11 protein-coding genes are annotated in these 14058 nt (G+C 58.2%); 9 read left to right on the forward strand and 2 right to left on the reverse strand.

The features are described 5' to 3' along the window. Nucleotides 1-19 precede the first annotated feature (19 nt). From flgE to flgL, 8 genes are all read left to right on the forward strand, one after another. The gene (gene flgE / locus QLG21_RS20675) at nt 20-1228 is read left to right on the forward strand and encodes a flagellar hook protein FlgE (RefSeq protein WP_137903801.1); all 1209 of its coding nucleotides are present in this window, start codon (nt 20-22) and stop codon (nt 1226-1228) included. 20 nt (nt 1229-1248) lie between these two features. Beyond that, a complete protein-coding gene (locus tag QLG21_RS20680; protein ID WP_058609154.1) occupies nt 1249-2004 on the forward strand; it encodes a flagellar basal body rod protein FlgF in 756 nt (251 codons plus the stop codon). An 11-nt stretch (nt 2005-2015) separates the two neighbouring features. Beyond that, nucleotides 2016-2798, forward strand: a complete 783-nt coding sequence (flgG, locus tag QLG21_RS20685; RefSeq protein WP_006174667.1) for a flagellar basal-body rod protein FlgG — start codon at nt 2016-2018, stop codon at nt 2796-2798. A 57-nt stretch (nt 2799-2855) separates the two neighbouring features. Beyond that, nucleotides 2856-3554 (forward strand): flagellar basal body L-ring protein FlgH, encoded by a 699-nt coding sequence (flgH, locus tag QLG21_RS20690; RefSeq protein ID WP_058609153.1) that lies wholly within the window; start codon nt 2856-2858, stop codon nt 3552-3554. A gap of 12 nt (nt 3555-3566) precedes the next feature. After that, on the forward strand, nt 3567-4664 hold the full coding sequence (locus QLG21_RS20695; protein WP_058609152.1) for a flagellar basal body P-ring protein FlgI: 1098 nt from the start codon (nt 3567-3569) through the stop codon (nt 4662-4664). After that, a complete protein-coding gene (flgJ, locus tag QLG21_RS20700; protein ID WP_137903800.1) occupies nt 4664-5614 on the forward strand; it encodes a flagellar assembly peptidoglycan hydrolase FlgJ in 951 nt (316 codons plus the stop codon). The genes QLG21_RS20695 and flgJ overlap by 1 nt, the downstream gene beginning before the upstream one ends. 75 nt (nt 5615-5689) lie before the next feature. After that, the gene (flgK, locus tag QLG21_RS20705) at nt 5690-7333 is read left to right on the forward strand and encodes a flagellar hook-associated protein FlgK (RefSeq protein ID WP_137903799.1); all 1644 of its coding nucleotides are present in this window, start codon (nt 5690-5692) and stop codon (nt 7331-7333) included. 14 nt (nt 7334-7347) lie between these two features. Beyond that, the gene (gene flgL, locus QLG21_RS20710) at nt 7348-8301 is read left to right on the forward strand and encodes a flagellar hook-associated protein FlgL (protein ID WP_282485122.1); all 954 of its coding nucleotides are present in this window, start codon (nt 7348-7350) and stop codon (nt 8299-8301) included. 78 nt (nt 8302-8379) lie between these two features. On the opposite strand, the gene QLG21_RS20715 is transcribed toward flgL, so the two are convergent. After that, nucleotides 8380-9594, reverse strand: coding sequence for an MFS transporter (locus QLG21_RS20715; RefSeq protein ID WP_282485123.1), 1215 nt, complete (start codon nt 9592-9594; stop codon nt 8380-8382). Nucleotides 9595-9703: 109 nt separating this feature from the next. Here QLG21_RS20715 and QLG21_RS20720 point away from each other — a divergent pair, with 109 nt between their 5' ends. Then, entirely contained in the window at nt 9704-10636 is a 933-nt protein-coding gene (locus QLG21_RS20720; protein ID WP_171007426.1) for a LysR family transcriptional regulator, read from the forward strand. A 46-nt stretch (nt 10637-10682) separates the two neighbouring features. Here QLG21_RS20720 and rne read toward each other — a convergent pair whose 3' ends face one another. Further along, nucleotides 10683-13874 (reverse strand): ribonuclease E, encoded by a 3192-nt coding sequence (gene rne, locus QLG21_RS20725; RefSeq protein ID WP_282485124.1) that lies wholly within the window; start codon nt 13872-13874, stop codon nt 10683-10685. Nucleotides 13875-14058: the final 184 nt, after the last annotated feature.

Genomic DNA, 14058 nt, shown 5'->3' on the forward strand with positions numbered 1-14058 from the left:
CACTTATCAGGAGTAAGTCATGGCCTTTTCTCAAGCGGTCAGCGGCCTGAATGCTGCGGCCACCAACCTGGACGTCATTGGCAACAACATCGCCAACTCCGCGACCTATGGTTTTAAATCCGGCTCCGCCTCATTCGCCGACATGTTTGCCGGTTCCAAAGTCGGCCTGGGTGTGAAAGTTGCTGGCATCACTCAGGACTTCACCGACGGCACCACCACCAATACCGGTCGCGGTCTGGACGTGGCGATCAGCCAGAACGGTTTCTTCCGCATGGTGGATGCAAACGGTTCTGTCTTCTATAGCCGTAACGGCCAGTTCAAACTGGATGAAAACCGTAATCTGGTGAACATGCAGGGCCTGCAGCTGACCGGCTACCCGGTGGCGGGTACACCACCAACCGTGCAGACCGGTGCGAACCCGCAGGCGATCAGCATTCCGACCACGCTGATGGCGGCGAAGTCCACCACCACGGCGTCCCAGCAGATCAACCTCAACTCCACCGATACCGCGCCAACTACCGCGTTCGATGCGACTAACCCGGATACCTATAACAAAAAAGGGACCGTCACTGTTTTTGACAGCCAGGGTAATGCGCACAACATGAACCTGTATTACGTCAAGGACGCGACGCCGGCTAACTCCTGGAAAGTGTATGCCCAGGACGGAAGCGTGGCGGGCAGCCCGGTCTCTCTGGCGACCACGCTGACCTTTAACGCCAGCGGCGTACTGACCGGCGGCGGCAATGTCAATATCACCACGGCGACGGTGACCGGCGCAACCCCGGCCACGTTCGCGATGAGCTTCGCAAACTCCATGCAGCAAAACACCGGTGCAAACAACATCGTGGCGACCAACCAGAACGGCTATAAGCCGGGCGATCTGGTGAGCTACCAGATCAACGATGACGGCTCCGTGGTGGGTAACTACTCCAACGAACAGACTCAGGTACTGGGTCAGATCGTGCTGGCAAACTTCGCCAACAACGAAGGGCTGAAGTCAGAAGGGGACAACGTCTGGTCTGCAACGCAGTCTTCCGGCGTGGCGCTGCTGGGTACGGCGGGTTCCGGTAACTTCGGTACGCTGACGAACGGCGCGCTGGAAGCCTCGAACGTGGATCTGAGTAAAGAGCTGGTGAACATGATCGTCGCGCAACGTAACTACCAGTCGAACGCGCAGACCATCAAAACCCAGGATCAGATCCTCAACACGCTGGTTAACCTGCGTTAAGCGGCTAACAGGAACGCGCAATGGATCACGCAATATATACGGCGATGGGCGCGGCAAGCCAGACGCTCAATCAGCAGGCCGTTACCGCCAGCAACCTGGCCAACGCCTCCACGCCCGGCTTTCGTGCGCAGCTGAATGCGCTGCGCGCGGTGCCGGTAGAAGGGCTTTCTCTGCCGACGCGTACGCTGGTCACAGCCTCCACGCCCGGTGCGGATATGACGCCGGGCCAGATGGACTACACCTCGCGTCCGCTCGACGTGGCGCTGCAGCAGGATGGCTGGCTGGCCGTGCAGACGGCAGACGGCAGCGAAGGGTATACCCGCAACGGTAATATCCAGGTGAGCGCGACCGGGCAGTTGACCATCCAGGGGCATCCGGTCATGGGCGAAGCCGGTCCGCTGACCGTGCCTGAAGGCTCAGAGCTGACCATCGCGGCAGACGGGACGATCTCGGCGTTAAACCCGGGCGACCCGGCGAACACCGTTGCGCCCGTCGGACGTCTGAAGCTGGTTAAAGCCGACGCACGGGAAGTACAGCGTGGCGATGACGGGATGTTCCGTCTGACCCAGGCGACCCAGGCGACGCGCGGTGCGACGCTACAGGCCGACCCGAGCATCCGCGTCATGTCGGGCGTGCTGGAAGGCAGTAACGTCAAGCCGGTCGAAGCCATGACCGATATGATCGCCAGCGCGCGTCGCTTTGAAATGCAGATGAAGATCATCAGCAGCGTCGATGAAAACGCGAACAAAGCTAACCAACTTCTGGCAATGAGTTAACAGGACTTCCTATGATCAGTTCTTTATGGATCGCGAAAACCGGCCTCGACGCACAGCAAACCAATATGGACGTGATTGCCAACAACCTGGCAAACGTCAGCACCAATGGGTTTAAGCGTCAGCGCGCGGTATTCGAAGATTTGCTTTACCAAACCATTCGCCAGCCGGGTGCGCAGTCTTCTGAGCAAACGACGCTGCCGTCCGGTTTGCAGATTGGTACCGGCGTACGCCCGGTTGCCACCGAGCGTCTGCACAGCCAGGGCAACCTGTCCCAGACCAACAACAGCAAAGATGTGGCGATCAAAGGCCAGGGTTTCTTCCAGATCCAATTGCCTGACGGAACCTCGGCGTATACCCGCGACGGCTCCTTCCAGGTGGATCAGAACGGCCAGCTGGTCACGGCGGGCGGTTTCCAGGTGCAGCCTGCGATTACCATCCCGGCCAACGCCCTGAGCATCACCATTGGCCGTGACGGCGTGGTGAGCGTGACCCAGCAGGGCCAGGCGGCCCCGGTTCAGGTTGGGCAGCTCAACCTGACCACCTTCATGAACGATACCGGTCTGGAAAGCATTGGTGAGAACCTCTACACCGAGACGCAATCCTCCGGTACGCCAAATGAAAGTACGCCAGGCCTCAACGGCGCGGGTCTGCTGTACCAGGGCTATGTCGAAACCTCTAACGTCAACGTTGCGGAAGAGCTGGTGAATATGATCCAGGTCCAGCGCGCGTATGAAATTAACAGTAAAGCAGTGTCGACGACCGACCAGATGCTGCAAAAACTGACGCAACTCTAAGGGGTCGCCCGGTGCGGTGAACGCCGCGCCGGTGCCCTTTTTTCAAAGATGAAGGCAATGCAAAAAAACGCGGCGTTTCGTTATCCAATACTGACCGTTCTGGCCGTCACCCTCAGCGGGTGTGCCTGGATCCCGTCTAAACCGTTGGTGCAGGGTGCGACTACCGCCCAACCCGTTCCTGGCCCCGCGCCCGTTGTGAACGGCTCCATTTTCCAGACCGCGCAGCCGATTAACTACGGTTATCAGCCGCTGTTTGAAGACCGTCGCCCGCGTAATATCGGCGATACCTTGACCATTGTGCTGCAGGAAAACGTCAGCGCGAGCAAAAGCTCGTCTGCCAATGCCAGCCGCGATGGCAAAACCAATTTTGGCTTCGATACCGTTCCTCGCTACCTGCAGGGCCTGTTTGGCAATGCGCGTGCCGATGTCGAGGCGTCTGGCGGCAATACCTTTAATGGTAAAGGTGGCGCGAACGCCAGCAATACCTTCAGCGGTACGCTGACGGTCACGGTTGACCAGGTTCTGGTTAACGGCAATTTACACGTTGTGGGTGAAAAGCAGATCGCGATCAATCAGGGCACTGAGTTCATCCGCTTCTCCGGTGTGGTTAACCCTCGCACCATCAGTGGCACCAATACCGTGCCGTCCACTCAGGTGGCGGATGCGCGCATTGAGTACGTCGGCAACGGCTACATCAACGAAGCGCAAAACATGGGCTGGCTGCAGCGCTTCTTCCTTAACTTATCGCCGATGTAAGCGAGGTGACCTATGTATAAATTCCTCTTCGCCATGGTGTTGGCTCTGGGCGCGACCTGCGCCCACGCCGACCGCATTCGCGATCTCACAAGCGTACAGGGCGTGCGAGAAAACTCACTGATCGGCTATGGCCTGGTCGTGGGGCTGGACGGGACGGGCGACCAGACCACCCAGACGCCTTTTACCACCCAGAGCCTGAACAACATGCTCTCCCAGCTCGGTATTACCGTGCCGACTGGCACCAACATGCAGCTGAAAAACGTGGCGGCGGTAATGGTGACCGCCTCCTTCCCGGCGTTTGCGCGCCAGGGGCAGACCATCGATGTCGTGGTTTCGTCGATGGGTAACGCCAAGAGCCTGCGCGGCGGTACGCTGCTGATGACCCCGCTTAAAGGTGTCGACAGCCAGGTGTATGCGCTGGCGCAGGGGAACATCCTGGTCGGCGGGGCGGGTGCATCGGCGGGCGGCAGCAGCGTGCAGGTTAACCAGCTTAACGGCGGGCGTATCACCAACGGGGCAATCATCGAACGTGAACTGCCGACCCAGTTTGGCTCCGGCAACACCATTAACCTGCAGCTGAACAACGAAGATTTCACGATGGCGCAGCAGATTGCGGACACCATCAACCGCAGCCGCGGCTACGGCAGCGCCACCGCGCTGGATGCCCGTACCGTGCAGATCCGCACCTCGACGGGCAACAGCAACCAGGTACGCATGCTGGCAGACATCCAGAATATGGAAGTCAACGTGCCGGTACAGGATGCAAAAGTGATTATCAACTCGCGCACCGGGTCGGTGGTTATGAACCGCGAAGTGTCGCTGGACAGCTGTGCCGTGGCGCAGGGCAACCTTTCGGTCACGGTTAACCGCAGCGCCAACGTCAGCCAGCCGGACACGCCGTTTGGCGGTGGTCAGACGGTGGTGACGCCGCAAACGCAAATCGATCTCCGCCAGAGCGGCGGTTCGCTGCAGAGCGTGCGCTCCAGTGCCAACCTCAACAGCGTGGTACGCGCCCTCAATGCGCTCGGCGCGACGCCGATGGATCTGATGTCCATTCTGCAATCGATGCAAAGTGCAGGCTGTCTGCGTGCCAAACTGGAAATCATCTGATGCTGACCGATAGCAAACTGCTGAGCAGTGCCGCCTGGGATGCCCAGTCGCTTAACGAGCTGAAAACCAGCGCCGGGAAAGATCCGGCGGGCAATATCCGTCCGGTGGCTCGTCAGGTCGAAGGGATGTTCGTGCAGATGATGTTGAAAAGCATGCGTGAGACCCTGCCGAAAGACGGGCTTTTCAGCAGCGACTCAACGCGTCTGTACACCAGCATGTATGACCAGCAGATTGCGCAGCAGATGACGTCCGGAAAAGGACTCGGTCTGGCCGACATGATTGTCAAACAGACCGAAGCCGCGCAGGGCATTCAGCCGGAGAACCCGCCGCAGGTGCCGATGAAGTTCGACCTGGAAACGGTGACCAGTTATCAGAATCAGGCCATGACGCAGATGGTGCGCAAGGCGATTCCGAAGCCAACGCCGACCAGCGATGAGCCGCTCACCGGCGACAGCAAAGACTTCCTGGCGCAGCTTTCACTGCCCGCACGCCTTGCAAGCCAGCAGAGCGGCGTGCCTCATCACCTGATTCTGGCGCAGGCCGCGCTGGAGTCCGGCTGGGGGCAGCGGCAGATCCGTAAGGAAAATGGCGAGCCGAGCTTTAACATCTTTGGCGTGAAGGCAACCTCCAGCTGGAAGGGGCCAACAACGGAGATCACCACCACCGAGTACGAGAACGGTGCGGCGGTGAAGGTGAAAGCCAAATTCCGCGTCTACAGCTCCTACCTTGAAGCCCTGTCGGACTATGTGGGCCTGCTGAGCCGAAATCCGCGCTATACCGCCGTGACTCAGGCCGCCACGCCAGAGCAGGGGGCACAGGCGTTGCAGAATGCCGGCTACGCGACCGATCCGAACTACGCGCGCAAGCTCACCAGCATGATCCAGCAGCTGAAATCGATGGGTGAGAAGGTCAGCAAGGCCTATAGCACAGATATCGAAAATCTGTTCTGAAAGTTCTCAAGTCCCGGTGGAGGCTGCCGATAACCTTCATCAGGACGCGTGTCTGAAAGTCTAAAAGGAACCCCCATGTCCAGTTTGATTAACAGCGCCATGAGTGGCCTCAGTGCTGCACAGGCGGCACTTAATACCGTCAGTAACAATATTTCAAGCTACAACGTGGCAGGGTATACCCGCCAGACCACTATTCTGGGCGCCTCGAACAGCACCCTGACCGGCGGTGGCTGGGTGGGTAACGGGGTTTATGTCTCCGGCGTACAGCGTGAGTATGATTCGTTTATTACTAACCAGCTGCGTGCGGCGCAAAACCAGAGCAGCGGCCTGACGACGCGCTATCAGCAGATGTCGAAAATTGACGACGTGCTCTCGGATACCACCAACTCCATTTCCACCACGCTGCAGGATTTCTTTAAAAGCCTGCAGACGCTGGTCAGCAACGCGGAAGATCCGGCTGCGCGCCAGACGGTCCTCGGCAAGGCTGACGGGCTGGTAAACCAGTTCAAGGTTAATGATCAATACCTGCGTGACCAGGATTCTCAGGTCAACACGGCGATTTCGACCAGCGTCGATCAGATCAATAACTACGCGAAGCAAATCGCGAACCTCAACGATCAGATTTCTCGTCTGACCGGCGTGGGCGCAGGGGCGTCGCCAAACAACCTGCTCGATCAGCGTGACCAGCTGGTCAGCGAGCTGAATAAAATTGTTGGGGTGGAAGTCTCTGTTCAGGACGGCGGCACCTACAACGTTTCGTTCGGCAACGGTTACAGCCTGGTTCAGGGCAGTAAAACGAACCAGCTGGCAGCAGTCGCATCAAGTGCTGATCCTACGCGTACCACGGTGGCGTATGTCGATGACGTGGCGGGCAACGTTGAAATTCCTGAAAAATTGCTCAACACCGGTTCGCTGGGCGGGCTGTTAACGTTCCGTTCAGAAGACCTGGACAACGCGCGTAACACCCTCAACCAGCTGGCGCTGGCCTTTGCGGACGCGATGAACACCCAGCACGAAGCGGGTTTTGATGCTAACGGCGATGCCGGCGGCGCGCTGTTTAACATGGGTTCCCCTGCTGTGGTGACCAACAGCAAAAACTCACTACCAGGCGCAACGATGACCGCCAGCGTAACGGACAGTTCAAAGGTGCAGGCGACGGACTACAAGTTCGAATTCAACGGCACGGACTGGACGGTAACGCGACTTTCTGACAAGACCTCTTTCACCGCGACACCGGATGCCAGCGGTAAGATGACCTTTGATGGCCTGACCGTGAACGTCAGCGGCACTGCTGCAAACAAAGACAGCTTTACCGTGAAGCCGGTCGTGAACACCATCGTCAATATGAGTCTGGCGATCAGCGATGAATCTAAGCTTGCCATGGCTTCTGCGGCCGACGGCGGCGAAAGCGATAACCGTAACGGTAAGGCGCTGGTTGACCTGCAAAACAGCAAAGTGGTGGGCGGTAACAAGACGTTCAACGATGCCTATGCGGCGCTGGTCAGTACCGTGGGCAGCACGACGGCCTCGCTGAAAACCAGCAGCCAGACCAAAGCCAATGTCGCGACACAGTTGAGCAACCAGCAGCAGTCTATCTCTGGCGTCAACCTCGACGAAGAGTACGGCAACCTTCAGCGCTACCAGCAGTACTACCTGGCAAATGCCCAGGTGCTGCAAACGGCCAGTACGCTATTTGATGCGTTAATCAATATTCGCTAACGACGAGGTAATCCATGCGTATTAGCACCCAAATGATGTACGAGCAGAACATGCGCGGCATCACCGATTCTCAAAGTCGCTGGCTGGGCTATGGCGAACAGATGTCTACAGGCAAGCGCGTGAACGGCCCGTCCGACGATCCGATCGCGGCCTCACAGGCGGTTGTGCTGTCTCAGGCACAGTCGCAGAACAGCCAGTTCGCGCTAGCGCGTACGTTTGCCACGCAAAAAGTCTCTCTGGAAGAGAACGTGCTGGGCCAGGTCACCACGGCGATCCAGTCCGCGCAGGAGAAAATTGTCTATGCGGGCAACGGTTCATTAAGTGACACCGACCGGGCGTCAGTGGCAACCGATTTAAAGGGCATCCGCGATCAGCTGATGAACCTGGCAAACAGCACCGACGGTAACGGGCGCTATATTTTTGCCGGTTATAAGACCGACAACGTGCCGTTTGATCAGACCAATGGCGACTATAACGGCGGATCTGAGGCCATCTCTCAGCAGGTCGACTCTGCGCGTAATATGCAGATCAGCCATACCGGTACCGAAGTTTTTGACAGCTTTACCAGTAACGCGAAGCCGGAACCCGATGGCAGTACGCCTGAAACGAACCTGTTCAAAATTCTGGATAAGGCTATCGCCGCGCTGAACACCCCGACCGATGGCGACCAGACCAAAATGGATGCGATCTCGGACAGCATTGACCAGGCGAACCGTGGCCTGAGCAACGCGCTGGACAACGTGCTGACCGTGCGTGCCGATCTGGGGACCAAGCTGACGGAACTTGATAAACTGGATGCGCTTGGCGATGATCGCGCGCTGGGGCAAACGCAGCAGATGAGCGACCTGGTGGATGTGGACTGGAATGCCGCGATCTCCTCGTACACCATGCAGCAGGCGGCTCTCCAGGCCTCTTATAAAGCGTTTACCGATATGCAGGGCATGTCCCTGTTCCAGCTGAACAGATAATAGTCTGACCGATTAGAGCACGTTCTGAAACTGGGCGTGTTTTGACTGCCCAATCCTGATTCGGATTGGGCATTTTTTTTATGCCGCTTTCGCCGGCGAAGCCGCTGTACGCGCGCTTTCAATCAGACGGATAGCCAGCGCAATGGCTCCGCTCACCGTTGCCAGGGCGACCACACCAGACCAGCCCGCCAGGGTATAGACCTGACTCCCCAGCGCTGAGCCAAGCGCCATGCCGATGAAGATCACCGTAAACAGCAGGGCGTTAAGCCGTCCGCGCGCCTGCGGTTCAAGGCTGTAAACCAGGTTCTGATGGGCCACCAGGCTCGACTGCAGGCCCAGATCGAAGCCGATGGCAGAAACGGCAATCAGGATGAGCTGGCCGTAAACCCCAAGGGCAGGCATCAAAAACATCAGCGCAAATGACACGGTCACCAGGGCAGCGCCCAGCTGTGTGACTTTTCCGGCCCCGAGTTTATCCGCCAGTCCGCCTGCTAGCGGTGCAGCTAATGCGCCTGCGGCACCGGCAATCCCAAATCCTCCGGCGACGGCGCTGCCAAGATGGAAGCGTTCGAGCAGCATGACCGCAAGCGTTGACCAGAAGGCGCTGAAGGCAATCGACAGGAAGCCCTGCGCCAGCGCTGCCCGGCGCAGCGCCGGATAGCGGCCCCACAGGTGCGCCATCGAGCGCATCAGTGCGGGGTAGCCGAGCGTGGAGTGAACCGCAAAGCGGGGCAGTACCGCCCACATCATAATGCCTACAAAGGCGATGCTTGCGGCAGCCAGCTGGTACATGACCCGCCAGCCGAAGGCTTCACCGACGGCACCGCTCACTGTCCGGGAGAGTAGGATCCCCAGCAGCAGGCCGGTCATCACCGTGCCGACCGTTTTACCCTGTTTTCCCTCCGGGGCGAGGATCGCCGCGGCAGGGACAATATCCTGTGCCATAGTGGCGGCCATGCCAATCAGCAGGCTGGCGAGCAGCAGGGAATGCAGTTGCCCGGTCAGGCTACAGCCCAGCAGGAAAAGGGCCAGGGCTGCGCTTTTGATTAAAATTAACGACCGGCGATCGTGACGGTCGCCCAGGGGTAACAGGAATAAAATCCCCAGCGCATAGCCCGCCTGGGTCAGGGTGGGGACCAGGCCCATTCCCTCAATGCTCAGATGCAGGTCCGCGCCGATCAGCGGCAGTAAGGGTTGTGCGTAGTAAATGGCGGCCACGCTAAAGCCCGCACCCAGAGCCAGCATGAAAATTACCCAGCGATTCACCGCATGGGAGGCAGTCGTTGTGTTCATAAGTTATTCCTCATTCATCGTGTGCGGCTATTTTTTATCAGCACGGCTTGCGACGGTAGACGGCCCGGTGGTAAAACGCTTATACGTTGAACGTATGGCAGATAAAAATATGAAGCGGGTAGAGCGTATAGATCGGGTTGAGTTAATGCGCACCTTTGTGCGAATCGTCGAAGCGGGGTCTCTCTCGGCGGCCGCGCGTCAGCTCTCGACAACCCAGGCTACCGTCAGCCGACGGCTACAGTCCCTTGAGACGCTGCTGGGCGTGCGCCTGCTGGTGAGAACCACGCATACGACCCGGCTCACCGACGACGGCGAACGCTGCTATCAGCATGCCCGACGGGTGATTGATAGTTGGCTGGCGCTGGAGGATGAGGTCGGGCAAAACGAGGATGAGCCGGTCGGGGTTTTGCGCGTGCGGGCCCCGCATGCCTTTGGTCAGGATCAGCTTCTGAAGCCCCTGACGACGTTTTTGCAGCGCTACCCGCAGCTCTCCGTCGAATGGTTGCTGAATGATAAATCGGTCGACTTTTTAGGGGACAACCTCGACTGTGCTATCCGTGTCGGGGCCGAGGTGGATCCCGCCACGGTCTCGGTTTTGCTGGCGGAAGTGCCGCGCTGCGTGGTGGCCGCACCCTCGCTGCTGGCTCAGTTTCCGCCGGTCTCATCTCCGGACGATCTGCAGCATCTTCCTTGGGTGGCCATCAGTACCTTCTATCAGCGCCACGTAGAGCTGTATGACGATAAATCCGATCGCCCGGCGCGCATTGCCATTACGCCGCGCCTGAGTACGGACAGCCTGTACGTGGCGCGTAATACCGCATTAACAGGGCTGGGCGTTGCGGTTGTCTCAAGCTGGACGGTTCAGGAAGATATTAAGGAAGGGCGGTTGGTGCATCTGCTGCCGGAGTGGCAACCGGCGGCGCTGCCGGTTCATCTGGTTTACCCCTGGTCTCGTTATTACCCGGCGCGCTTGCGGCGTTTTCTGGAGATGATCCGACAGGTGATGCCAGACATTGCCGGCATGACAAAGCCTGCGCAGTAGCAATAAAAAAGCCGACCCGAGGGTCGGCTTTTCGCTTTAACGCGCGTTAGTCAACTGACTGTGGGCGGGTTGCTGGGGCAGTCGCCTGGTGCGTAGCACTGTGACCACCTGCAGAACCTTTCCCGTCAAAGTTGAAATCAGGACGAACCCAGTCGCTCTGGCGCGGCGCTTCCGGCACATATTCCGGTGCAGGAGCACGCGTCATCGGCGCGGTGGCCACGTGGGCTGGCGTCACGGCAGCGGCAACCGGCTCGGGTTTCACCTCTGGCGCTTTCTCTTCCACGGTTTCGGCTTCACGCACAGGCTCGACGTCAAGTTCGACGTCCTGAACCACATCTTCAGTAACGGTTTCGACAACCACGTCAGCGGTTTCTTCGACAGTGGCCGCTGGCTCAGCGTCTTGTGCGACGTCTTGTGCGACAACCGCGTCTTCTTCAGCAATGAACTGCGGTGCGGCTTCAACCGGTGCAGCAATCACTTCAGGGTGCGTGGTTTCAACATCAACGGTCTGAGGCGCTGTTTCAACGGCCTGTGGTTCAACGACCTGAGGCTCAACTTCCTGAGGCTCAACGACCTGAGGTTCGACAACGGCAGCCGCTTGCACCGCAACATCTTCAACGGTGGCGACAGGTGCGATAACCTCTTCGGTGACAGCCTGTTCTTCAACAGCCTGCTCCGGACGGGCAACCGGATAGCGGATCCACACTTTACCTGAAGCCATTTCCGGCGATGCGCAGGCTACGGTCAGCGGCATCGGTGATTGCGTTGGGTAACGCTCATCACGATAGCGACGACGACGCTGACCGCTCACACGCAGATGGCGTGGAGAACGACGGGAGCGACGCGGCATACCGGCGTTATCACGGCCTTCAGTGTTATCGTCCTGCTCAACGTTGGTGTCGACCACGGCAGGCAGGTCAACTTTCGCCAGCTGCGTACCGGTTTCGATTTCAGTGGTTTCCACTGCGCTAACCACAGCCTCTTCCGCCTGTACGGCACCCACACGTACTTTTTGTGAGAGCTGGCGTGGCTTGCGACGCGGCATAACCTGAGTGCGTTCTTCCTGCTCGGATTCCTGCTGCTCAACCGGTGCTTCGCGGTTCAGGCTTTTAACTTCCTGCTGCGCCTGGCGTTTCTCGTCGTTACGACGACGGCTGCGCTCACGGCGAGGTTGCTGCTCGTCACGCTGTTTGGACTTGTCAGACTCGTCACCTGCCGGCTGGCGAATTTCACGATCTTCCACGTTCTGCTGTGGCTTCTCGCGACGGTTGCGACGGTTGTCTTCGCGTGGTTCACGACCTTCGTTGTTATCGGCACGATTGTCACGACGCTCGTTGCGGTCATTGCGTTCGTTACGATCATTACGCTCGTTACGGTCACTGCGGTCATTACGATCGCGGCGGTTGTTCTGACGCTTACGACGATCCTGCTGACGTTCTGGCTTAGCTTGCTTCGGCGCTTCTTTTGGTTGCTCCGGCTGAGCTTCTTCGCCAGCAAACATTTTCTTCAACGCACCGATGATACGGCTCAGAAGACCCGGCTGTTCCGGCTGGGCTTTCGCCTCTTCTGGCGCGGTTTTTTGCACAGCAGGTTTAGCGGCCGGTTTTTCCATTGCGGCTTCCGGCGGCGCTTCCGGCATGATGAAGGTCGCTAACGCAGGCTGCTCAGGCAGTTTACGCTCGGCGGGTTCTTCATCGGATGGCAGGGCCATCTCTTCTTCATGCAGCTTAGGCAGCAGGTAGCTGAGTGTTGACGTCTCTTCACCTTTGCGAACGCGCAGGACGTGGTAGTGCGGGGTTTGCATCTGATCGTTTGGCACGATGATGCAACGTACGCCGCCCTGACGCGCTTCAATGGCGCTAACCGCGGCACGTTTTTCGTTCAGCAGGTAGGAGGCAATTGGCACGGGAACAATCGCGTGAACCTCCTGGGTGTTCTCTTTCAGCGCTTCTTCTTCAATCAGACGCAGAATGGAGAGAGACAGGGATTCGTTATCACGTACGGTGCCGGTACCGGAACAGCGCGGGCAGACGTGGTGGCTTGATTCACCCAGCGACGGGCTGAGGCGCTGGCGTGACATCTCCAGCAGGCCAAAGCGAGAAATATGGCTAATCTGGATACGCGCACGGTCCTGACGCACCGCTTCACGCAGACGGTTTTCAACCGCGCGCTGGTGACGAACCGGGGTCATGTCGATGAAGTCGATAACGATCAGGCCACCCAGGTCGCGCAGGCGGAGCTGGCGGGCGATTTCATCAGCGGCTTCAAGGTTAGTGTTGAACGCGGTCTCTTCGATATCACCGCCGCGCGTAGCACGTGCGGAGTTAATGTCGATAGCGGTCAGCGCTTCGGTGGTATCGATAACGATAGAGCCGCCGGATGGCAGACGCACTTCACGCTGGAAGGCAGACTCAATCTGCGACTCAATCTGATAATGGCTGAACAGCGGGATTTCACCGGTGTACAGTTTGATTTTGCTGGTGAAATCCGGACGACCCAGCGCGGCAATGTGCTGGCGAGCCAGCTCAAGCACTTTCGGGTTATCAATCAGAATTTCGCCGATGTCCTGACGCAGGTAGTCACGGAAGGCACGCACGATAACGTTGCTTTCCTGGTGGATCAGGAATGGAGCAGGGCGGCTTTCAGCTGCTTTCTGGATGGCTTCCCAGTGCTTAAGACGGAAGCTCAGGTCCCACTGCAGCGCTTCGGCAGATTTGCCCACGCCTGCGGTACGAACGATAAGTCCCATACCGTCTGGCAGCTCAAGGCTTGCCAGCGCTTCCTTCAGCTCGGTACGGTCATCACCTTCGATGCGGCGTGAGATACCACCCGCACGCGGGTTGTTTGGCATCAGAACCAGATAGCTCCCCGCCAGGCTGATAAAGGTGGTCAGCGCGGCGCCTTTATTGCCACGTTCTTCTTTATCAATCTGAACGATAACTTCCTGGCCTTCGCGCAGAACATCTTTGATGTTCGGACGACCATGGGAGTTGTAGTTGGCAGGGAAGTATTCGCGGGCAATTTCTTTGAGAGGGAGGAAACCGTGACGCTCAGCACCGTAATCGACAAATGCAGCTTCAAGGCTGGGTTCAATGCGGGTGATCTTGCCTTTGTAAATGTTCGCTTTTTTCTGTTCGTGTCCAGGACTTTCGATATCCAGATCGTACAGGCGCTGCCCATCCACGAGGGCGACACGCAACTCTTCTTGCTGAGTTGCGTTGATTAACATTCTTTTCATCGTAACTTACTCATTATTCTTACATTGACGACTAAGCTGCGGGCAAGGTGACGCTTTCCTGGGTATGAACCGATGGCCTCGTGTCTATTCACGTCGCCAACCTCACGGTTGTCGCTCGCTTAAGAGGCGCAGAGTGTCGGTTGCCTGTATTTCATACGGAAACACAGCGCAATTATCAGGGGAA

The sequence above is a fragment of the Enterobacter sp. V87_3 genome (assembly GCF_029967835.1).
Taxonomy (GTDB): domain Bacteria; phylum Pseudomonadota; class Gammaproteobacteria; order Enterobacterales; family Enterobacteriaceae; genus Enterobacter; species Enterobacter cancerogenus.